At 40.7% G+C, this 23,321-nt stretch carries 15 protein-coding genes and 5 tRNA genes; 14 read left to right on the top strand and 6 right to left on the bottom strand.

From position 1 onward, the window contains the following. Positions 1-3 precede the first annotated feature (3 nt). The 4 genes from G6053_RS27290 to panC all read right to left on the bottom strand — a co-directional run bounded on the left by G6053_RS27290 (position 4) and on the right by panC (position 4,417). A complete protein-coding gene (locus G6053_RS27290) occupies positions 4-2,340 on the bottom strand; it encodes a TonB-dependent receptor (protein ID WP_165309171.1) in 2,337 nt (778 codons plus the stop codon). Positions 2,341-2,720: 380 nt separating this feature from the next. Beyond that, positions 2,721-3,083 carry a hypothetical protein gene (locus G6053_RS27285; RefSeq protein ID WP_108634967.1) on the bottom strand — a complete coding sequence of 121 codons (363 nt, stop codon included), beginning with the start codon at positions 3,081-3,083 and terminating at the stop codon, positions 2,721-2,723. A gap of 110 nt (positions 3,084-3,193) precedes the next feature. Continuing rightward, positions 3,194-3,544 (bottom strand): aspartate 1-decarboxylase, encoded by a 351-nt coding sequence (gene panD, locus G6053_RS27280; RefSeq protein WP_108634968.1) that lies wholly within the window; start codon positions 3,542-3,544, stop codon positions 3,194-3,196. A 24-nt stretch (positions 3,545-3,568) separates the two neighbouring features. Then, positions 3,569-4,417 carry a pantoate--beta-alanine ligase gene (gene panC, locus G6053_RS27275; RefSeq protein ID WP_165309170.1) on the bottom strand — a complete coding sequence of 283 codons (849 nt, stop codon included), beginning with the start codon at positions 4,415-4,417 and terminating at the stop codon, positions 3,569-3,571. 148 nt (positions 4,418-4,565) lie between these two features. Between panC and G6053_RS27270 the strand changes: the two genes are divergently transcribed. From G6053_RS27270 to uvrC, 4 genes are all read left to right on the top strand, one after another. Further along, entirely contained in the window at positions 4,566-5,384 is an 819-nt protein-coding gene (locus G6053_RS27270; RefSeq protein WP_108634970.1) for a glycogen/starch synthase, read from the top strand. A 279-nt stretch (positions 5,385-5,663) separates the two neighbouring features. Continuing rightward, a complete protein-coding gene (gene ispF / locus G6053_RS27265; RefSeq protein WP_165309169.1) occupies positions 5,664-6,143 on the top strand; it encodes a 2-C-methyl-D-erythritol 2,4-cyclodiphosphate synthase in 480 nt (159 codons plus the stop codon). 301 nt (positions 6,144-6,444) lie between these two features. Next, on the top strand, positions 6,445-8,715 hold the full coding sequence (locus G6053_RS27260; RefSeq protein ID WP_108634972.1) for a transglycosylase domain-containing protein: 2,271 nt from the start codon (positions 6,445-6,447) through the stop codon (positions 8,713-8,715). A 217-nt stretch (positions 8,716-8,932) separates the two neighbouring features. Then, a complete protein-coding gene (gene uvrC / locus G6053_RS27255; RefSeq protein WP_181390590.1) occupies positions 8,933-10,744 on the top strand; it encodes an excinuclease ABC subunit UvrC in 1,812 nt (603 codons plus the stop codon). A gap of 157 nt (positions 10,745-10,901) precedes the next feature. On the opposite strand, the gene era is transcribed toward uvrC, so the two are convergent. Further along, positions 10,902-11,780: a GTPase Era gene (gene era, locus G6053_RS27250; protein ID WP_165309168.1), complete on the bottom strand. Its 879-nt coding sequence runs from the start codon at positions 11,778-11,780 to the stop codon at positions 10,902-10,904. Positions 11,781-11,895: 115 nt separating this feature from the next. On the opposite strand from era, the gene G6053_RS27245 reads away from it, so the two are divergent. The 10 genes from G6053_RS27245 (at position 11,896) to G6053_RS27200 (ending at position 21,712) form a co-directional block, all read left to right on the top strand. Then, a tRNA-Met gene (locus G6053_RS27245) sits at positions 11,896-11,968 on the top strand. 59 nt (positions 11,969-12,027) lie between these two features. Further along, positions 12,028-12,100: transfer RNA gene (locus G6053_RS27240), tRNA-Met, on the top strand. A 57-nt stretch (positions 12,101-12,157) separates the two neighbouring features. Continuing rightward, positions 12,158-12,230: transfer RNA gene (locus G6053_RS27235), tRNA-Met, on the top strand. Positions 12,231-12,287: 57 nt separating this feature from the next. After that, positions 12,288-12,360 (top strand) — tRNA-Met (locus tag G6053_RS27230). Positions 12,361-12,417: 57 nt separating this feature from the next. Continuing rightward, positions 12,418-12,490: transfer RNA gene (locus G6053_RS27225), tRNA-Met, on the top strand. 358 nt (positions 12,491-12,848) lie between these two features. Then, positions 12,849-15,938, top strand: coding sequence for a TonB-dependent receptor (locus G6053_RS27220; RefSeq protein ID WP_108634974.1), 3,090 nt, complete (start codon positions 12,849-12,851; stop codon positions 15,936-15,938). A 23-nt stretch (positions 15,939-15,961) separates the two neighbouring features. Beyond that, positions 15,962-17,707 (top strand): RagB/SusD family nutrient uptake outer membrane protein, encoded by a 1,746-nt coding sequence (locus G6053_RS27215; RefSeq protein WP_108634975.1) that lies wholly within the window; start codon positions 15,962-15,964, stop codon positions 17,705-17,707. A 169-nt stretch (positions 17,708-17,876) separates the two neighbouring features. Next, positions 17,877-19,178, top strand: a complete 1,302-nt coding sequence (der, locus tag G6053_RS27210; protein ID WP_104384042.1) for a ribosome biogenesis GTPase Der — start codon at positions 17,877-17,879, stop codon at positions 19,176-19,178. Between the two features lie 21 nt (positions 19,179-19,199). Beyond that, a complete protein-coding gene (gene cysS / locus G6053_RS27205; RefSeq protein WP_108634976.1) occupies positions 19,200-20,666 on the top strand; it encodes a cysteine--tRNA ligase in 1,467 nt (488 codons plus the stop codon). Between the two features lie 161 nt (positions 20,667-20,827). After that, positions 20,828-21,712, top strand: a complete 885-nt coding sequence (locus tag G6053_RS27200) for a DUF4440 domain-containing protein (RefSeq protein WP_108634977.1) — start codon at positions 20,828-20,830, stop codon at positions 21,710-21,712. Between the two features lie 79 nt (positions 21,713-21,791). Here G6053_RS27200 and G6053_RS27195 read toward each other — a convergent pair whose 3' ends face one another. Further along, complete coding sequence (locus G6053_RS27195) at positions 21,792-23,141, bottom strand: peptidylprolyl isomerase (protein WP_108634978.1); 1,350 nt, start codon at positions 23,139-23,141, stop codon at positions 21,792-21,794. Positions 23,142-23,321 lie beyond the last annotated feature (180 nt).

Genomic DNA, 23,321 nt, shown 5'->3' with positions numbered 1-23,321 from the left:
TTCTTAATGAAAATGACCAACGCGGAGTCCGAACGTAAAGGTTCTCGGACGTGTTGGCCCATAAATATAATCTGAATCCCGTAAAGCGCCTTTGTCAAAATCCTTTTGAAAAGCGTTGAACATATTCTGGACGCCACCAAAGAATTCAATGCTGAAGTCCTTGTGTACAGGAAGTGTATATCCCAAGCGTAGGTTCAATTCAACAAAATCTCTTGCATTTTTTAAGGTCATGATATCTTGCTGGATATGGGGTACAATCATTTTACCGGTATATACTCCGGTCAAGTCAACTGCAAACCGTTTTGTCGCTTTTAGGTTCGTATTCATATAACCGTAGATATTGGGTGTCCGGACATATTTCTTTGTCCAGATATCATGGGCATCCTCTTTGCCTTCATAGATCAGCTGATCTTTTTTATAACGCGAGCGTTGGATTGTTCCTCCGGTCTGGAAGGAAAGCCAGGATGAAGGGGCAATATTGATTTCAATGTTGGAGCCATACACGCGTGCGCCTTCTCCATTTTGCATCTCCTGAATAATCAACCCATCCTTTTCTGAGGCCATAATGTTGACAAACTGATTGTTGAGATCTGTATAGAAACCTTCGACAAGCAAGCTTGTCTGTACATTTCCAAAGTTTTTATTGTAACTGAATGATCCCGTATAGGCATTGGAATATTCGGTTTTTAAGTTTTCACCAATAAGGACAAAAACCTGGTTGCCGCCAATCGAGGTCACGTGCATGTCTTCATTAAATGCCTGCGGCGCCCTGAAACCACGTGCATATCCACCCCTGAACTGCAGGTCTTTCGTGATATCATAAAGAACAGTTAATCGTGGGCTGAACGTACCAAAGCGTTGATCCGAATTCCGATTTATACCTGCAAGACTGTATTTACCATCTACATACGTGTAATCGTAGCGGGCGCCAATCAGTGTTTTCAATGTGGAAAAGGGTTTCCATTCGTATTGTGTATAAGTACCCAACCCCTTATTCTGCTGGTCAATCGTCCGCTTATAGCCGGGAATCTCATCCTGGGTGTCGTTATAGGAAAACTCTACACCTGCTGTAAATACATCTTTTTCAAAATTGTAGGTGTATTGACTTCCCACAACTAAGGCAATGTCGTTTGTCTTTCCATACGAATTGGATGCAAGGGTACTGTCAGCGCGTGTAGTTCCGCCACCAAGACCGCCATAATAGCTGTCACGTTCGGTTTTCTGAAGGGAACCATAAGCCGACAGCTTGTGTTTGTAATCTTCGGAATAATGATCGTAGGTGATTCCGCCAACAATGGAACTGGTTTGCAATTGCTCTGTGATCTGAGTCAGGTGGGGCGCTTTATCAAGCTGATCTCCACCCCGACGGAATTCATTGACCGTACTGAAATCAATGGTAATTTTATCCAGATCGCTCGGTTTGTAAAACACCTTGGTGCCAAATGTAGTATTTCGAAGCTTAGTGATTTCCGAAAATCCATCCCCATTGGAGTCGTAAGATTCCCTATTGCGGTGCATGCCATAAAATGTTGCGCCGGTTTTTAAGTCCTCTGCCACAAGGGAGGTGTTGAAGTCTACGGTATTGTCCCAGCTTTTGCCGCCGATTAATGAATTGGTGGATTTTACCTGCCAGTCGTTCTCGACAGGATCCTTCGTAATGATATTGATGGTTCCGGCGATGGCATTGGCTCCGAATAGTGCGGAGCCACCACTACGGACAACTTCGATCCGGTCAATCATACTGGTCGGGATCTGATCCAGTCCATAGACACTATTTAATGCCGAAAAAACAGCTCTACTGTTGATTAATATCTGTGAATATGGCCCTTCAAGACCATTGAGCCTAACCTGCGAAAAACCACAATTTTGACAGTTATTTTCCACCCGAACACCGGGTTGATAATTTAATGTCTCTGACATCGCGACAGATTGTGTCGCATTGAATAGTTTTGGACCAATGACATTGACCACAACCGGAGCATCCTTACGTTTGACACCGTAACGCGTAGCCGAAACGACAACCTCGTCGAGATTAAGGTTGTCTTCGTCAAGCTGGATCTGAAGCGGTGATTTTAAGGTGTCCAAACTGATCACTTTTGTCAGTGAGCGATAACCTACAGCGGAAATATTTAAAGTTACTTTGGGCGTAGTCAGGCTATTGAATTTAAAGTGTCCATCAGCATCTGATGTCGTGGCTGATTTGCTGTTCTTTATGGTCAATGTGCCAGAAGCAATGGCTTCACGGTTTTTATTGAATAAATATCCCTCCAAAGGTGATTGTGCGTATATGGTGGATGTGCCGGCTATTAATGTAGCCAGCAGCGTATATTGCTTTAGCATTTTTATAAGATTGAGTATGGTGTACTTCGTTTTGAGATCTTAATCCTAAAAGCTTATAATCTTTTATATTGCATACTTGTTTGCTATAGACAGGGGGGATGCTCATGTTAGCATCTTGCCTGTCAGCTGTATCATATAACATTGACTATATAACCTAGCCCTAAGATGTACAAAGATCTTTGGACTGCAGGTCACTCACCTGCAGCCAATCTACCGTTTACACTTAATCGTCAAATATGAAGAGTAGTTCTTGCACCCAAGTACAAGCCACGATCTTGATCAATTTTTCGATTCCGGAAATAGAGCAGCTGACAAATGCCAGCGGCATTGCCCGATGTTATTTCACAAGGTTGTACGTCAGATTAAAAAAATAAATGTTTTTATGCGAAGCGGGGAGGCCCTCGGAGGTAATAGGGACTGCTTGTGATGCTGGTAATTTCCGGGCAGATCGAACAATAATCCGTTAGCTGAATTTCCTTTGGTATAGGAAGTTCGAGAATAATGAAATCGGTCTGTACGTAATTGTTTTGATAAATGACATTCAGATAATCGATCTGATCGTCTGTTTCTTGAGGTTTTTCTTTCTTTGTAAAATCATAAGGGTGCGTGTGCATCACGATTTCCCCATTTGATTTTACCTCTTTGTGCATAAAAATAACACCCGAAAGAATAATCAGCGACATCAAAGCCAATTGGAATGATGCGATAAGCTGACGCAGATTTCTTGTTATTTTTGATTGCATAAAAAAGCGCTACTTGTTCGAGTAGCGCTTCAAAAATACGATTTTTATTTAGCAGTATATAGTTCTGCTAGATAAAATTATTATTAAGTACTGTAGTAAGTACCTCAATACTATCTAATCAAATGGTTGTTGTCGTCCGGGAATACCAAAGCGGGTTTAAACTGTTTCGCCTCCTCAAAGTCCATTGTTGCATAAGAAATGATAATAACGATATCGCCAACCTGTACCAAACGTGCTGCAGCTCCATTTAAACAGATCGTGCCCGATCCGCGCTGTCCGGGAATCACATATGTTTCCAGGCGGGCCCCATTATTGTTATTTACAATCTGAACTTTCTCGTTAGCGATGATATTTGCAGCATCCATCAAATCTTCATCTATCGTGATACTACCCACGTAATTCAATTCCGCCTGTGTAACTTTCACGCGGTGGATCTTGGATTTCATTACTTCTATTACCATGGCGCAAAGGTAAAATTTTTTTTATTAAGCTAACGTCATATTATCAATAAGACGAACGCCTTCAACCCAGGCTGTTACCAGAGCCACATACTGTTTGCTGGCATCAATCCGCTCAACTTCTTTTAAAGAGTTGCTTTCACAGATCGCAAAATATTCGACTGTTAATCCCTCTGTCTGTGTCAAAATAGTGAGGGCTTTCTTTTTAATTTCTTGTAGGTCAATGTTGTCTGCAAGATGATCTTTCACATATTGTAACGAACGCGAAAGCGCGAGGGCTTTTATTTTTCCTTCTTCGCTCAGGCGCATATTTCGGGAACTCAAGGCTAAACCGTGTTCATCCCTGATTATTGGACAGATCGCCAATTGAATTGGAAGATCTTTGATTTCGATCATACGTTTGATGACCATCACCTGCTGGAAATCTTTTTGACCAAAACAGGCGATATCGGGTTGTACTAATGTAAACAATTTGTAGACCACCTGTGTTACACCCTGAAAATGTCCCGGACGTTTTTCTCCTTCCCAGATTTGATCCAGTTCGCCAAGGTCAATATGCCAATTTTCATCTTTGTCGGGGTACATTTCATCTACACTTGGCATAAATAAAATGTCACAAGCGACGGATTCCAATAGCTTAATGTCATTTTCAATTGGACGCGGATATTTTTCAAGGTCTTTAGGGTCGTTAAACTGTGTAGGGTTGACAAAAATGCTACAAACACGAATATCACTGATGGGTTTCGCATAATTTAATAACGATAAATGTCCTTCATGAAGTGCTCCCATGGTGGGGATTAAGGCTATCTTTTTACCTGCCGAGCGTGCTTTTTGGAGATGTGCTTGGAGGGATGCTTTCGTTTTGAAAATTTCCACTTTGCTGAATAGTTTTTTGTTCGCAAAGTTGCATATTATTTTGGGAATATAAAACGATGATTGATAGTAAATTGCATGGTAAGTATTTTTTTTGTACCTTTGTAGACCGATTTTACTGTTCGAAAATAATAAATAAAAATAACTGGAGATGGCAAAAACGAAGATATTGTTTATTACTCACGAGATGTCGCCTTTCCTCGAATTAACCAAAATTTCTGAAATTACACGTCAACTGCCTCAAGCGATGCAAGAGAAGGGTTTTGAAATCCGGATCTTGATGCCTCGTTTTGGGAATATCAATGAGCGTAGAAATAGATTACATGAGGTGATTCGTCTTTCAGGCTTGAACATTGTTGTGGATAATAATGATAATCCGCTAATTATTAAAGTAGCTTCACTGCCTGCAGCCCGAATGCAGGTGTATTTCTTGGATAACGAGGACTACTTTCAGCGTAAAAAAGTTTTTAGTGATGAGCATGGCGAATTCTTTGCAGACAATAATGAGCGTTCAGTGTTCTTCTGTAAAGGAGCGTTGGAAACTGTTAAGAAATTAGGCTGGTCGCCGGATGTAGTACACTGTCACGGATGGTTCTCTGCTTTGGTACCTGCTTACGTAAAAACAACGTATAAGGACGACCCTACATTTAAGGATGCAAAAGTGATGTATTCTTTGTTTAACGAAGAGTTCAAAGGTACATTGGGTTCAAAGTATGCTGAAATGGCTCCGGAAGGTGCTTTTAAAGCTGAAGATGCGCAAGTGTATGGTGATGGTAGCTATGAAGCAATCTATAAAGGTGCATTGCATTATACGGATATGGTTGTCGTAGCTGATGGAAATGTCAATACGGAGATTGTTGATTTTGCCAGGTCCAAAGACATTCAGGTTTTTGAGCCTAACGGTGATCAGGACTACGATGCATTTGGCGAAGTGTATGATCAGTTTGCGCCTGAGGAAGTGGAAGCATAGATCCATGTCCTGAAAGCTTGAGTAAAACAAACAGACAATAAGTTATAACAAAGGGCTATTTCCGACGAAATAGCCCTTTGTTATTCGGATTATACCACTATTGACTACCAATAGTTAAAGCGGAAGATCATGTCTGATGCTAAACTCCATTTCAAAATATCAGCTCTAAAATGTTATCTTCGTAGCAATGAAGATATCGTGGACGCAAATTTGGTTTGTGAGGTAAAACGAGCTTATTTATTACGTTGAAAAACGTATTCTCATAATTTAATAGTAATCATGAAAATCAAGGTAGGATTTGGGTTTGATGTCCATCAAATAAAAGCGGGGCATCCATTTATTGTTGGAGGTGTACAGTTGGAGCATCATGCAGGAGCTTTTGGTCACTCAGATGCCGATGTGTTGGTCCACGCCATCTGTGACGCTATTTTGGGCGCCGCAAACTTGGAAGACATCGGTTATCACTTCCCCAACACGGATATGCGGTGGAAAGGGATCAGTAGCTTGTTGCTGTTGAAAGAATGTATGAAATTGATTCAGGCAAAAGGATATCAACTTGGCAATATTGATGCGATGCTTTGCCTTGAAGCACCCAAAATCAAGCCTTATATTCCACAGATGAAGGTCAAACTTGCTGAAGCTACAGGTCTGGATACGGATGATATTTCCATCAAAGCAACCACGAATGAAACAATGGGTTTTATCGGTAGGCAAGAAGGAGTCGTTGCTTATGCCGTCTGTTTGATAGAACGGGTATAGCATCATTATCAACCTGGTAAAAAGGAAACATTTTCATGTTTTCATGCACACTTTTGAATGAATTAGTAATACCTTTGCCATGAATCATTCTTTGGCACATTATCTGATAGAGTGGACATTAAAATCATATTGAAATCTATATGAGAGCAAATAGTGAAATATCCAATTGAAAAAGATAAACACGGATCAGAAAACTGGATATTCCATGTAGCTTAAAAAAAACAAAATGCAGTACATTCATCAATGCTAAAGGAAAAAAAGCATAAATGAATAATGTTTGCACATGAAATTTAGTAAATAGATGAAGCGAGTATCAAAAAAAAATCAACTTACTGAAGGCGATATAAAACGATATACGTTCAATTTTTGGAAGATCATTATCGGTATTGTAGCCTTGGGATTCCTATTTATATTGAGTATACGCCTTGGACTATTTGGAAAATTGCCTTCGTTTAACGACCTGGAAAATCCAAAAAGCAATTTAGCGTCTGAGGTCATTACGGAGGATCATAAAGTATTAGGAACTTATTATGTACAGAATCGGTCGAATGTTAAATACAGCGAACTGTCACCCTATTTGGTCAAAGCATTGGTGTCCACAGAGGACAAGCGCTTCTATGACCATTCTGGGATAGATTATTCCCGTACCTTTACTGTGATCTTCCATACATTGACCGGCAATAAACAGGGGGGGAGTACCATTACGCAACAGCTGGCGCTTAATCTTTTTTCTGATGGCCGCCAAAAGAACTTTTTAAAACGGGTTATCCAAAAATTTCAAGAGTGGGTGACAGCTGTCCGTCTGGAAAGAAATTATACTAAGGATGAGATTATTACCATGTATTTCAATACGGTGGATTTCGGTGCATATAATACATTTGGGATAAAATCTGCAGCGCGAACTTATTTCAATACCACACCAGATAAATTAACTGCTGAACAAGCGGCGCTTTTAGTGGGCATGTTGAAAGGTCCCGGAGCCTATTCACCCGTAAGATATCCTGAAAAGTCAAAAATCCGGCGTAATACCGTATTAAATAATATGGTGGCGGCCAATTTTATTTCTGCCGAAGAAGCATCTAATGCAAAGGAGAAACCACTCGGACTGGAATTGAAAATTGCAAACTACGGGGAAGGGCTGGCGCCTTATTTTAGAGCTGTATTGAAGGATCAGATTAAAAAGGAATTTGCTAATCTTAAGATTGTTAAAGCTGACGGGACACCTTATGACTTAGACCGCGATGGATTAAAGATCTATACGACTATCAATATGTCCATGCAACAGTATGCCGAGGATGCGCAGAAAGAATGGATGAAGCAGCTGCAATCGAAATTTTCGGCGCAGTGGAAAAATAGAGATCCATTCAAAGGCGATAAAGCAAAACTGCTGATCAGTGGAATGAAACGTTCTGATCGTTATCGGATATTACGTGAAGAGGGATTAAATGACGATCAGATCAAAAAAGCCTTCAATGTGAAAGTTGCGATGAATATTTTCACCTGGAAAGGCAGTAAAGATACCATGATGACACCAATGGATTCCATTAAATACAACAAGCTCATGCTTCGGAATGCCATGATGTCCATGGAGCCAAAAACAGGGCATATTAAGGCTTGGGTCGGTGGAATTGATTTTGATCACTTCAAATATGATCAGGTTAAAATGGGAACACGGCAGGTCGGGTCTACAGCGAAGCCATTTACCTATGCAGTAGCTATCGATAACGGTTATTCGCCTTGTTATAGTATTCCGAATTACCAACAAACATATAATGGTTGGACGCCAAGAGGAAATGCACAGGGCGGGAATCCGATTACTTTGGCAAAGGCATTAGCTTATTCACAAAACTTTGCAACAGCTTATCTCGTGCATGAAGTGGGGGCTGCGGAGGTCGCTGCGTTAACCAAACGCATGGGAATAACAAGCGATGTGCCCAATTACCCTTCCATTTCCCTAGGTGCTTACGAAGCATCTGTTTTTGATATGGTTGGTGCTTATTCTGCTTTCGTTAACCAGGGAACCTGGATCGAACCAACAGCCATTTTACGTATCGAAGATAAAAATGGGACGCCTATCTATGATAAGGCGCCGAAAGTAGTGAAAGCACTGAATAGCGAATCCGCTTATATTATTGTTGATATGCTGAAAAAAGTTGTATCTCAGGGTACGGCTCGGCGTATTCAGTGGAAATACAAACTTACCAATCCGATAGGTGGTAAAACAGGTACAACCAATGATAACTCCGATGCATGGTTTATCGGTATTACTCCGGAACTGGTCACAGGTGTCTGGACGGGAGCAGAGGATCGCGGAATCAGTTTTGACCGTATGGAATATGGACAGGGAGCTGCCGCAGCTATGCCAGTCTTTGCCTTCTTTATGCAAAAGGTTTATAAAGATTCAAACCTGAAATATACAAAAGGTGATTTCGAACAGCCACAGGGTGGACTTACCCGTGTTATTGACTGTAACCAGTATTGGGGCGGTGGCGGCTCTGATGTCGAAGACGGATCTACAGATTCAAGCAGCAAGGACGAACCGAAATTAAAGGATGATCGCTTGGGATTTTAATCTGAGTATTGAGAAATTAGAATTGAGTATTGAGATTCTGGTTGCGCAAGCCTGCGGATGACGAGCTGCTTCATTTTCTAATTTTGACTTTTCAGATTTGAGTATGGAGATTTTGTTTACGCCAGCTTGTTTTTCAAAGATTAAAGAATAAGAGCCCGAGTTTGATAGGCCTGTGGCTTAAAGCTGTATCCGTTTTTTACTTTTTAATTTTAAAGTTTTGACATTTGACTATAGAGAAGAATTAAAGAAGATACCTCATCGACCAGGGGTCTATCAATATTTTGATAAACACGATGAATTGATCTATATCGGTAAGGCGAAAGACCTTCGTAACCGAGTAGGTTCATATTTTGTCAATGAAAATCAATTAAACGGTAAGACCCGTGTTTTGGTCCGTAAGATCAACCGTATTTCTTTTACTATAGTAGATACCGAAATTGATGCTTGGTTGCTTGAGAATTCATTAATCAAGAAGCATAAGCCAAAATACAATGTCATGCTCAAGGATGACAAGACCTATCCATGGATTGTCATTAAGAACGAACCCTTTCCCCGTGTTTTTTGGACGAGGCAATTTATTAAGGATGGTTCCCGCTACTACGGACCGTACCCTTCTGTCGGTATGATGCACATCGTACTGGATCTGATCCGTGAACTTTTTCCGCTTCGGACATGTAATCTGGCGCTTACGCAGGAGAATATCCGAAAAGGTAAGTTCAAAATTTGCCTCGAATATCAGATCGGAAACTGTAAAGGGCCCTGTGAAGGATATCAGTCTGAAGAAGACTACGATCAGAACCTGAGTGACATCAAGGATATTCTGAATGGTAAAATTGCCGTGGTCACCAATAGACTAAAAGAAAGCATCGCTTCAGCGGCAGCTTCGCTTGATTTTGAACGGGCACAATTGATTAAAGCCAAACTCGATAAACTGGATAATTATCAGAGCAAATCGACTGTGGTCAATTCTTCAATAACCAACGTGGATGTATTTAGTATTGCCTCGGATGAGGGCTACGCCTTTGTCAATTATCTAAAGGTAATGAATGGCGTCATTATTCAGACGCAGACCCTAGAAATGAAACGTCGTCTGGATGAGAGCGAACAGGAACTACTGTCTCTGGCCATCCCCGAAATACGTGAACGGTTTAAAAGCCTTTCGCGGGAGATTATTGTCCCCTTCGAACTGGATATTGAGGAAAACGAACGGATAAAATTCACAATTCCCAAACTGGGGGAAAAGAAGAAACTCTTGGAGCTTTCCCAAAAAAATGTAGCTTTTTTTAGGAAAGAACGTTTGTTACAATACGAAAAACTGAACCCTGACATTCGTACGGAACGTATTTTAAAGCAGATGCAGAAGGACCTGCGCATGAATGTCCTACCTCAGCATATCGAATGTTTTGACAACTCCAATATTCAGGGGAATTATCCTGTATCGGCTATTGTAGTGTTTAAAGATGCAAAGCCTTCCAAAAAAGACTATCGGCATTTTAATGTGAAAACAGTGGAGGGACCCAATGATTTTGCGACCATGGAGGAGGCTGTTTTTAGACGATACAGAAGGTTATTGGATGAAGATCAATCCTTGCCGCAGTTGATTATTATCGACGGTGGTAAGGGACAATTGGGCGCTGCATTAAAAAGCTTGCGCTTACTGGGAATAGAACGTAAGGTAACTGTCATCGGTATCGCTAAGCGACTTGAAGAATTGTTCTATCCCGGAGATCAATATCCACTCTATTTAGATAAGAAATCGGAAACATTAAGGATCATCCAGCACTTACGTGATGAGGCGCACCGCTTTGGGATCACCTTTCACCGTAATCAACGCAGCCGCAAGACTTTTGTGTCTGAACTGGAAAATGTACCAGGGATCGGAAAAACAACGGTGGAAAAGGTGCTTACCGAATTTAAATCGGTTAAACGTGTGAAAGAAGCTTCGGATGAAGACCTAAAAAAAGTGCTTAATCTGAAACAGATTAAAGCACTCCGTGCATATTTTAATGAAACGAACCTGTCGAGCTAGCGCTGACTTTTCTGATATTGCTGTTTTCTTTGTTCATTTTTGTGATAGTAAAAATGGATAAAGAAAAATAGATTGCATGATACAAAAACTAAAGTAAGTGAGCCAAAGGCTTGTACAACCAGAATCTCAATACTCAATACTATCTACTCAGTACTAATTAATCGTCGTAACCAAAACGTTTGAGGTAATTCTTCTTGCTTCTCCAGTCGGGGATTACCTTCACGAAAAGTTCCAGGAAAGCCTTTCCATCAATAAATTCTTCAATATCCTGGCGGGCATAGGTACCTACTTTTTTGATCATAGCTCCCGCTTTACCGATGATAATGTTTTTTTGTGAATCGCGCTCTACAATAATTTCGGCAGCAATACGCGTAATATTTGCTTCTTCTTTGTAGGAAGTGACGATCACTTCTGTACTGTAAGGAATTTCTTTGTCATACAGTTTGAATACTTTTTCACGTATCATCTCGGAGACAAAGAAACGCATGGATTTGTCCGTCAATTCATCTTTTTCGTAATAGGCCTCGTGGATAGGCAACTTATCTTTGATGTACTGCATGACGGCTGATACATTATGATCCAACTTGGCTGAAATAGCGAAGATTGTGTCAGGATTTAGCTTTTCTTGCCAAAATTCAATTTTGGCCTTTACCTCTTCTTCAGAAGATTTATCTATTTTGTTGATCAGGACGGCTACCGGAGAATTCGTTTTACGTAATTTCTCCAATACGTCATTCTCGTCGTATTTCTCGTGGATATCAGTCACAAATAAAATAATGTCCGCATCAATAAGCGATCCCTGGACAAAGTTCATCATTGATTCCTGTAAAGAATAGTTTGGTTTGATGACTCCCGGTGTGTCGGAAAACACAATTTGATGGTCTTCATCGTTTACAATACCGATAATGCGGTGTCTTGTCGTTTGCGCTTTAGGTGTGATGATAGACATCTTTTCACCTACTAAAGCGTTCATTAGGGTGGACTTACCAGCATTTGGCTTTCCGATGATACTTACGAATCCTGCTTTATGTGACATTTTTCTAAATTTTATTAGGATTACAAAGAAACAAAATATATCTTTGTACTCCAATTCGGAAGGATCATAATCTTGTTTTTTCAAAAGAAAAAAGCAATTTTGTTCAAAAATATATTGCGGGGTGGAGCAGTTGGTAGCTCGTCGGGCTCATAACCCGAAGGTCACTAGTTCGAGTCTGGTCCCCGCTACTAAGAGGAAAGATCCGGTTTGCAATGACCGGTTCTTTTTAAAGAAATCAAAAATACATTGCGGGGTGGAGCAGTTGGTAGCTCGTCGGGCTCATAACCCGAAGGTCACTAGTTCGAGTCTGGTCCCCGCTACTAAAGAAAGAGCCGGTTTGCAATGATCGGTTCTTTTTAAAGAAATTAAAAATACATTGCGGGGTGGAGCAGTTGGTAGCTCGTCGGGCTCATAACCCGAAGGTCACTAGTTCGAGTCTGGTCCCCGCTACTAAAGAGAAGAGCCGGTTTGCAATGACCGGTTCTTTTAAAGACATTAAAAATACATTGCGGGGTGGAGCAGTTGGTAGCTCGTCGGGCTCATAACCCGAAGGTCACTAGTTCGAGTCTGGTCCCCGCTACTAAAGAAAAGAGCCGGTTTGCAATGATCGGTTCTTTTAAAGAAATTAAAAATACATTGCGGGGTGGAGCAGTTGGTAGCTCGTCGGGCTCATAACCCGAAGGTCACTAGTTCGAGTCTGGTCCCCGCTACTAAAAGAGAAAGCCGAGGTGAGAACCTTGGCTTTTCTTGTTTTATGTGCCTATTTTAACCGTTTTAACTTCCTCTCGCCAAAATAGGGGTAATTTTGAACTTTCGCTATTTATTGTATCTCATGATGTTTGAGTATGTGTTGATTTAGCTGAATAAAATCATGATTAAACCATAAAATCTGATAATCGTACATTTTAAGTTGCAATTGAATGTTTATGCAATCGTTTGTTCAATTGGCGCAATCGATTTCGTTCTGTTTGAATTTTGATATACCCCTATCTTCTTCTAGTTTTAGCATTCATGCACCTAAATTTTGATTAGCACGCTAATCAATTTTTAAACTAACTATTAAATATTATGATTTCAAAGATTCTCGACAATCACAAGTTGAGTCTGTTATCATTAGCTTTACTCATAACAAGTACACACAACCCAGCTAATGCTAATGGTCTTAAATTTCCAGACCGTAATGTTCTATTGAACAGTGCTGTTTTTCAGCAAAAAGTAAGTGGAAAAGTACAATCCGCGGATGGTCCCTTAGCGGGAGCAACCATTAGTGTTAAAGGTACCTCACGTTCTACTTCGGCTGGAGCTGATGGTCAATTTAGCATTGAGGCTAAAAATGGAGATGTTTTAGTGATCAATAGCATCGGTTACAAGACACAGGAAGTGACCGTAACAGGTTCCGTGGTCAGTATCAGCATGGAGTCCAATAGCGAAGCATTGGAAGAGGTTGTTATTGTAGGGTACGGAACGCAACAAAAAAAGGAAAGCTTGACTGGGGCACTTCAGGCGGTCAAAGGAAACAAGTTGCGTGACGTGACAACGCCATCCGTGGAAAATATGCTAAACGGCAAAGCCGCTGGTGTATATGTCGCACCAGGAGCGGGAAAACCGGGGTCAAACGGTGGGGTTGTCATCCGTGGGCAGGCAACGATAAGCGGGACCACAAGTCCCTTGTGGGTAATTGATGGCGTAATTGTTGGAAGCAGCCCTGGTGATATCAATCCAGATGACATCGAATCGCTAACAATTCTAAAAGATGCAGCTTCAACTTCGATCTACGGGTCGCAAGGCGCAAATGGCGTAGTGGTAGTAACGACTAAAAATCCATCTGCGTCAAAAACTAGCATTAGTTTTTCCACAAAAATGGGGATCAATCAATTGACCAATGGTAACATGGAAATGATGGATGGTGCTGAACTTTACGATTACTTTGCATCATTTTCGAATCCAGCTGATATCAAATTTCCGCGGTGGAATTCTGACTTGCGAAACAGCAATTTTGACTGGTGGAAATTAGCGACCAAAACTGGATTTGTCCAAAATCATAATTTATCTATTCAGGGCGGAACAGAAAAATTACAGTCCTATTTGTCTTTAGGCTATTATAATGAGGCCGGTGCAGTCAAAGGATATGATTATGACCGCTATAATTTCCGATTGCGTACCAATTATAAGCCATTTAAATGGTTGACCGTTAAACCGTCTATTGTTGGTTCAAAACGTTCAGTTGACGATCGCCAATATGATGTTGGTGCGATGTATTCCAATTTACCCTGGGATAGTCCTTATGATGCAAACGGTAATCTGGTTCCACATCGTAGTAGCTCATGGGTAAATAATACGAGTACCAATTACCTGTATGATCTGCAATGGAATAAGTCCGAAAATACGAATTACGAGTTTATGGGTAATATGGACTTTGATGTTAAGTTGACCGATTGGTTGACATTCTCATCTGTCAATAACTATAGATACATCAGTTATTCAGCAACAGATTATACCGATCCACGCTCAAATAGCGGTGATGGTGTTATAGGACGTGTTTCAGAATATCGTAAAGAGTTTACGCGCCGTTATACCAACCAAATTTTACGTTTCAATAAGACTTGGGATAAGCATAGCTTAAACGGTTTGGTAGCTTATGAATTTAACGACTATAGGGATAAATCGTTGGATGCTGCTGGTACTGGTATTGTCCCAGGTTTTGAAGTGCCTGACGTGACTGCAAAGCCTGAGCGTTTTAAAGGCGGTATTACCGAATGGGCTGTTCAATCTATGTTGTCGAATGCGAATTATGCTTATGATAACAGATATTTGGCTCAGGTGTCGTTTCGTCGGGACGGTGCTTCCAATTTTGGGACAAATGCAAAATATGGAAATTTCTTCTCAATCAGTGGAGGGTGGAACATTAATAAAGAAAGCTGGTTTAACGCGCCGTGGGTAGATAACCTGAAGTTAAGAGCCGCTTACGGTTCGGTGGGTAACCGTCCAAACGATTTGTATCCGCAATATAAGCTTTACTCCGTGAAAATTACGTCAAGTTATGACGGAATCCCTGGAGCATTGATCGACCAACATGCCAATCCTAATTTGACCTGGGAGCGGACATATACAACAGGTGTTGGGGTAGATGCTGCACTTTTCCAGAATAGAGTTCGTATGAGTTTTGATTACTATGATAAGCGAACGGACAATATCCTATATAAGACTCCGATCAGTAGCTTGACAGGGGTTAACAATGTATGGAAGAATATCGGTGAAATGCAAAACCGAGGAATAGAATTGACCATCGGTGGTGATATCATCCGTAATAATGATTGGCATTGGAGCGTGGATCTGAATTTAAGCCATAATGTCAATAAACTAACTAAATTATATACAACAAAAGATGCAAACGGTAATCTGGTATCTAAACCCATCATTGCTGGCGATGATTTGGGAATAGCTGGTTCAGCACAACGTTTGTTTGAACCTGGAAATCCAATTGATACCTATTATTTAAAGGAATGGGCAGGAGTAAATTCTGATAATGGTCTTCCGATGTGGTATAAATATGGAACGGATGCAGATGGAAACGAGACAAGAACGACTACTTCAAATTATTCAGAGGCGACTTTCCGCAAGGCAGGAAAAGGAAATCCAGATCTTTTTGGCGGTTTTAATACCTCACTGAGCTATAAGCAATTTGACTTAAATGCGGTGTTTGGTTTTTCTTTGGGTGGAAAAATCTATAATTATTCACGTCAGGAGTTTGATTCGGATGGGACATATACCGACCGTAATCAAATGAAACTTCAGGACGGATGGACACGCTGGGAAAAACCTGGGGACGTCGCTACTCACCCAATAGCAAGATACGACAATCAAGATAAAGGCAACTCACCTTCCACGCGCTTTTTGGAAAGTAATAATTTCTTAAAGATGAGATCTTTGACGGTAGGGTATAACTTTGACCTAAAGAAATATAATGTTAAAAACTTGCGTGTCTTCTTAGCGGGAGAGAACTTGTTTACGATTACCAATTACTCTGGGGTCGATCCGGAGCTCCCATTGACCGAACCAGACGGAAAAGGAAGTGGAAATAAGATGATTCGGTCAACAGGAACTAGTGTATATCCTTTGGTTCGCAAGTTTATGTTTGGGGCCAGCGTAACGTTTTAATTTTAACATTTAGAAAATCAATCATGAAAAAGATATTAATGGGATTAGTGATAGCAGCGGCGGTATCCTCATGCGATATAGACCGTCTACCTTATAATTCAATGGATGGTGACCAGATTGCCAATAATCCTGATGCTATGATCACCGGGACGTATGCGCAGCTAAAACAATGGTCAGATCCAATGCACCGTCTTGGCGAATACGCCGGTGATAATATGATGATCCGTGGGTCATCTACCGATGCTTTCTATGAATTTATCTCTTTTGCAAGAACACCGAATAACTATCGTTTGCAAAACTTTTGGGATTACGGTTACAAAGCCATCGCGCAATCTTCCAATATTATTAAGCTGTTTGCTGAAGGTGAAAGCGTTGACATGGATAATAAGCTAGGTGAATGTTATTACATCCGCGGGATGATGTATTTTTACCTTTGCAGAGCATTTGGAAAACCGTATTACCAAAATCCCGAAACAAACCTCGGTGTGCCTATCGTAAACGGTACTCCTGACGATGTGATCAACGATCTGAATCTTCCCGATCGTTCTACGGTGAAAGATACCTATGCACAGGCCATCAGCGATCTGAAAAAAGCCGAGTCCTTGATTACGATAAATAAAGGACATTCTTATGCGTCTAAAGAGGCGGCACAGGCGATGTTATCACGGATTTACCTGTATATGAGCGGAACTTATAAAAATCCAAATGCCGAATATGCACGTTTATCGGTAGAATATGCTGATAAAGTGATCAATTCAGGTAAATATAGCTTATTGGGCCGGGCTCAATTCATGAAGTACAATACATTCAAACCAGAGGATAATGCAGAAACAATATTTGTGGTGAAACGCGTTGCTACCGAATTTTCTGGCGACGATCACTACAATGGTATCGGTGGTATGTATTCGAATATCGGCGGAATGGGCTGGGGAGAAATGTATGCTAGTGCAAAATACATTGATCTATTAAATGAGACTGGCCGTAATGACTGGAGACCGGATCGCTATAATATTGTGGATGCGCGTGCCGCATTTATTGAGCCTACTTACTCCAAAGACGATAAGGGGAAATATTCAACTGTATTTAGATTTGTTAAGCAGGATGTTCCGAAGAAAGCTGGTGATCAGTTGACGACAAGTTATATGCAACTGCCTGCGACGGTCAATGGTGGTACAGTCACTGTCCGCGAGGTGAAGAAGGTTGATGATAAGGACGTTGTTAAAGAGTATACGTTAAAAGCAGTCAATGAAACACAACAAACCTATTCCATTACTTATGAGGATGGTAAAACATATACGGGTATGATTGACTACTATATTTCCTTAAACCGCGCTTATCCTCAGTTCTATATCGTGAAATGTTCACGTGAAGGTGAAGAATCGCAATTACACTCACCAGTAATCAGTCGTTTAGGGGAAATTTACTTAAATCGTGCTGAGGCTTATGCAAAATTAGGTAATTATGGTGCTGCATTGAATGACCTGAATACCATAAGAAATCGTTCTATTGTTAATGGAGGTTATACTTCTCTTGATGCAAGTAATGCTTTCAAGTTGATTGACAAAGAGCGGCAGCTAGAATTGGCTTTCCAAGCCGAACGTAGTTATGATGTTTTCCGTAATGGTGAACCGCTGAACAGAACGTATCCAGGCCCGCAGAAGCAATTTGAGGACATTGCCCCAACTGATTTTAGGGTAACATACTTCATTCCTCAGGATGCCATCAACTCTTATCCGGGTAAATTAACACAGAATCCAACGTCTAACTAGACGAATATTCATAATTTAAACCCTATAAATGGCTTTACTTCATGGTAAAGCCATTTTTGTTTTTGTGTCTCCATAATCCCTTTTGAATCCGTATCTTTGTACCCTTAACTATAATTTTAGCATAAAAGTGCCATCTGCTGTGATAGTGGGTGGATCAAATAAAATAAATATGGCAAATATTGTTGCAATTGTTGGTCGTCCAAATGTTGGTAAATCTACCTTATTCAATCGTCTTACCGAAAGTAGAAAAGCGATTGTTGATGACTTTAGCGGAGTGACGCGCGACCGTCATTATGAGACGGCAGAGTGGATCGGAAAGAAATTTACAGTAATCGATACAGGTGGTTTTGTACATGGTTCGGATGATGTCTTTGAAGAGGCAATCCGTGATCAGGTCTATATCGCTATTGAGGAAGCGTCGGTCGTTATATTCATGGTAGATGTTACTACTGGTATTACTGACCTGGATGATGAAATAGCTGATATCCTCAGAAGAAGCTCCAAACCCGTATATGTGGTAGCCAACAAAGTTGACCATGCTAAATTGCATCATGAATCTGCCGAATTTTATGCTTTCGGTTTAGGAGAAGTATTCAATATTTCATCGGCTACAGGTTCTGGTACCGGAGAGTTATTGGATGCTGTCGTATCGCATTTTGAAGAAGAACAGGAGGAAGATGAAGCTCTACCTAAATATACAATTGTTGGTCGTCCAAATGTGGGTAAATCCTCTTTGACAAATGCATTGATCGGTAAAGATCGTAATATCGTAACGCCTATGGCGGGCACAACACGGGATTCTATCCGGATTCATTACAATCAATATGGACATAATTTCCTTTTGATCGATACCGCCGGTCTTCGCCGTAAATCAAAAGTAAACGAAGATATTGAATTCTATTCGGTCATGCGTACCATCAAAGCATTGGAGGATTCTGATGTGACTATTTTGATGTTGGATGCTCAGGATGGCTTGGAAGCGCAAGATGTGAATATCTTTAACTTGGCGGAGAAAAACCGTAAAGGTATCGTAATCGTTGTCAATAAATGGGATTTGATCGAGAAGGACAACAAGACCATGAAAGCCTTTGAAGACCGTATCAGAGAAAAAATAGCACCATTCACGGATGTGCCAATTATCTTTACTTCGGTAACGGAAAAACAACGTGTCCTAAAAGTACTGGAAGTGGCTGATAAGGTTTATGCTAATAAAACCAAAAAGATTCCGACTTCAAAGTTGAACGAAGTGATGCTGGATATTATAGAGAGTTATCCGCCACCATCCTTAAAAGGAAAATATATCAAAATTAAATATGTGACACAATTGCCGGGAAGAACACCAATGTTTGCCTTCTTCTGTAATTTGCCGCAATATATCAAAGATCCATATAAACGCTTTATCGAAAATAAATTGCGTGAGCACTTTGACTTTACAGGTGTACCTATTCAAATATATTTCAGACAAAAATAGATTTCCAAGCAGAGAACAAACATGGACCACAATCTCTTTTTATACAATACGCTTTCGCGAACAAAGGAAAAATTCGAACCGATCCACACCAACCTTGTTGGGATGTATGTCTGTGGACCTACCGTTTACAGCGATGTACACCTAGGTAACTGTCGAACTTTTATTTCTTTTGATTTGATTTTTAGGTATCTACGTCATTTGGGGTATAAAGTACGTTATGTACGTAATATTACAGATGCGGGGCATTTGGAGGGCGATCGTGATGAAGGAGATGATAAATTCGCAAAAAAGGCTAAACTAGAACAGCTGGAACCGATGGAAATCGTACAGAAATATACTATTGGTTTTCATGATGTTTTACGCCTTTTCAATACCTTGCCACCAAGCATTGAACCAACAGCAACAGGTCATATTTCTGAGCAGATCGAAATGATCGAACAGATCATTGACAACGGTTATGCGTATGAAACTGACGGTACCGTATATTTCGACGTCGAAAAATATGTACAGCAGTATGATTATACCGTATTGACCAATCGTAAATTGGAAGATATGCTAAACAACACGCGGGAGCTGAGTGGTCAGGATGAAAAAAAAGGACGTTTGGATTTTGCGCTGTGGATCAAAGCAAAACCCGAAACGATTATGCGCTGGCCGGCACCCTGGAGTGTTGGATTTCCGGGTTGGCATATTGAATGTTCGGCAATGAGCAGAAAGTATTTAGGAGATCAATTTGATATCCACGGCGGTGGAATGGATTTGGCGGCTACGCACCATACGAACGAAATCGCACAATCCGAAGCCTGTAATCATACTGCACCTGCCAAATATTGGATGCATACCAACATGCTGACGGTCAATGGTGCAAGGATGTCCAAATCCGCAGGCAACGGATTTTTACCGGGTGAACTGTTCACCGGCAATCATCCCTTGCTAAATAGAGGTTATTCGCCTATGGCGGTTCGCTTCTTTATGCTGCAGGCACATTATCGAAGCACATTGGATTTCTCCAATGAAGCACTTGATGCTGCGGATAAAGGGTATAAGCGCTTGATGAGCGCCATAGGACTCCTGGATAAACTCAAGGTTTCAAAGGGAGCTGACTCGTTCAATCTGGCGGAGATCCGTCATAAATGTTATGCCGCAATGGATGACGATTTCAATAGCCCGGTGCTGATTGCAGAATTATTTGAGATCGTGCGGATCATTAATTCCATTTATGACGGTAAAGCAAAAGTCTCTGAAGAAGGACTGGAAAAGCTGAAAATTTTCATGAAAGAGTTTGTTGAGGACATTCTTGGACTGCGAAATGATCAAGCTTCGGGGACGGATGATATAGACGATGTCATGAATTTAGTGATCAAATTACGTAACGAGGCGAAAGCAAATAAGGATTTTGTCACTTCGGATCGCATACGTGATGAGCTCAATGCAATTGGTATCCAGCTGAAAGATAGTAAAGAAGGAACACTTTGGAATAAGATTTGATAGATAAAAAAATCGAATTTAAAAAAGAGGAAAAAATGGGATATTTATCGTCGAAAAGTTTAGATACTTTGAAGACTAAAGCATACTTCCTCTAAAAGAAAACCGAGTGTAATGAGTTCATCCAATACAAAAAATGAACGCTGATAAATAATCATTTGCATATGAATTTTTGGAACAGGTTATCCGTTGTTGCATTGATGAGTACAATGGGTACAACATTGTACGCACAGATACCCGAAAAAGTAGGGAGCTTACTACAGGCAGATAAAGATGCTGCAGCATTAGCGAAAGCGTCAACTCCCCATCAGGCATTTTTATCTATTATTGACAAAGAATCCACATTTTATGTTCCTTCGGCGGTAAATGCATACAATTACCTCAATAATAGGCCCAATATTCCAGATGTATTAAACTGGCAGCCTACTTTTGCGCTTGTTGCTAAAAGCTTGGAGTTTGGGGTGACATCTGGTGCCATGGATTTTCAAAAAGTGGGCGCCCGATTGCGCCACGGCGAATACCTGACCGTATGGAAACGCAACAAGAAAGGGAAGTGGTTGGTAGATATCCGTGCCGAAGTGGAGAATAATGGTAAGGATGGTGACTTTGATCTGGAATTTATTGAACCGACGGATTCATGGTATCTCAAGCATCGGTCCAAGGTACGTTTAAACCAGCGTGAAGATATTGTTCTGGAGACCGATAAGTTGATGTCCACTGTCCTTAAAGCGGACAATCCTACAGCTTACAAAGAGTTTTTGAGTGAAGATGTACGGTTTCTGTTTCCATGGACCAGTCCGATGGAAGGAAAGGATAAAATGATGGCCTACCTGAAGAAACAACGAATGACGATCGAAACGGTTCCGGAAGAAGTAAAACGTTCTTATAGCGGAGATTTTGCCTATACAAAAGGAACTGCAACTGTACGACAAAAGGATAAGGTCGTTAAGTATAATTATATCCGGATATGGCAGCTGAGTGAATTGGCAAAGGATGATGTAAAGAAGGCGAACTGGAATATCCTGATCGAGATGATGTTTGAGAAATAGACTTGGAGCTATGCTAGAAAATAAAAAAGACTTGAATGCATATTCAAGTCTTTTTTATTTTGGAGTAGGGAGAAATTCCTTATTTTTTTCTCCATTTTTCTAGTTCTTCACAAGCTCCAAAGTCATCACTGATATCAATGAAAGTATTCTTCGCTTTATCATCAAACCATTTGCTCAGATTACGACGTACTTTATCTTCTTTTGCAGCATCTTTGATCTTGGTGAAATCCTGATCTAAGTTTGCTTTATGCGGCGGGATACGTGTTTTAAGATAGTTAAAACGGTAACCTACCTCTCCTGTTTTATCGGTGAATTGTTCCGGTTTTGAATATTCCCCCGGTTTTAGTGGGTCAATGGCGGTAAATACGGACTTCTCCAATCCATCCATCGGAATTAACGTTGTACGGTTGGATCCTTGTGGATTTAAGACCATACCACCATTAAATTTGCTTTCTTCAGCATCCGAATTGTTAGTCGCAGCATGGTAAAAATCTAATTTCTTGTCGACAACCAATTTATAGATGCTGTCCAATTTGTTTTTGGTTCGTTCCAATGCAGCAGCGCCCGGATTCATTTTCATTAGAATATGGCGTGTATGCACCTCTTCACCGCGCCGTTCCAGTACCTGGATAATGTGAAAACCATATTTTGATTCAACAATAGGTGATATCTCTCCTGGCTTTAATTTAAATGCCATCGCTGAGAACTCTTTGACATAATTGTCACGGGTACCAAAGCCAAGGTCACCACCGTAAGGAGCAGAACCCGGATCCTGTGAATAGAGTCGAGCCATAGTTCCGAAATCCGAGCCATCAACAATCTGCTTGCGGATACCTTCGATCTTCTCGCGTTGTTCTTTTTTCTCTTCGTCTGTCAATTGAGGCAGCATAACAATTTCGCCGATCTCAACTTCTGTATTGAAATAAGGAAGGCTATCTTGATCCAATCCTTCAAAATAACGTTTTACTTCAAGAGGCGTTACATCCACTTTTTGAACGATATTTTGTTGCATCTTATTCGCTTTCAACTGCTCGAAAACGCTTGCGCGCATTTCCTCTTTGTATTGCAGCAAAGAACGGTTCAGGAATTTTTCCAGCCGTTCTTGGCCACCAGCCTGTTGCGACATGTGGCGCAAGCGAGAATTTAAGTTGTCATCCACTTCTGTTTCTGTCACATCGATGGAGTCAATTACTGCCTGTTGGGAAAGAAGCTTCTGAATGATCAATTGCTCAAGAACTCCACATTTAAACTTCTCATTTGGTTTATTCCCTTGAGCAAGCCATTGTGAATATTGCATATCCAAATCAGATTGTAGGATAATTCCCGAACCAACAGTGGCCACTACACGGTCAATAATTTGATTTTGTGCAAAGCTGGCCTGAATTGATACAAACAGCAACAAAAACAATATATATATGTTTTTTTTCATCTAAATAATATATTTCTAAATGCTGATGAAACAATCGTAAACAGTTTTTAACTCCTGTACCGGTCATACAGATCTGTGTTACGATGAAATCATCTAAATCACTAATAATCTCCCGATTCTGTCGTTTAATAGATACTATTTTGAACAACAGCACAAAATTATCAGATTATATGAATTATT

It is taken from the genome of Sphingobacterium sp. DR205 (assembly GCF_011064245.1).
GTDB lineage: Bacteria > Bacteroidota > Bacteroidia > Sphingobacteriales > Sphingobacteriaceae > Sphingobacterium > Sphingobacterium athyrii.
This window is presented reverse-complemented; position numbering and strand designations above follow the sequence as displayed.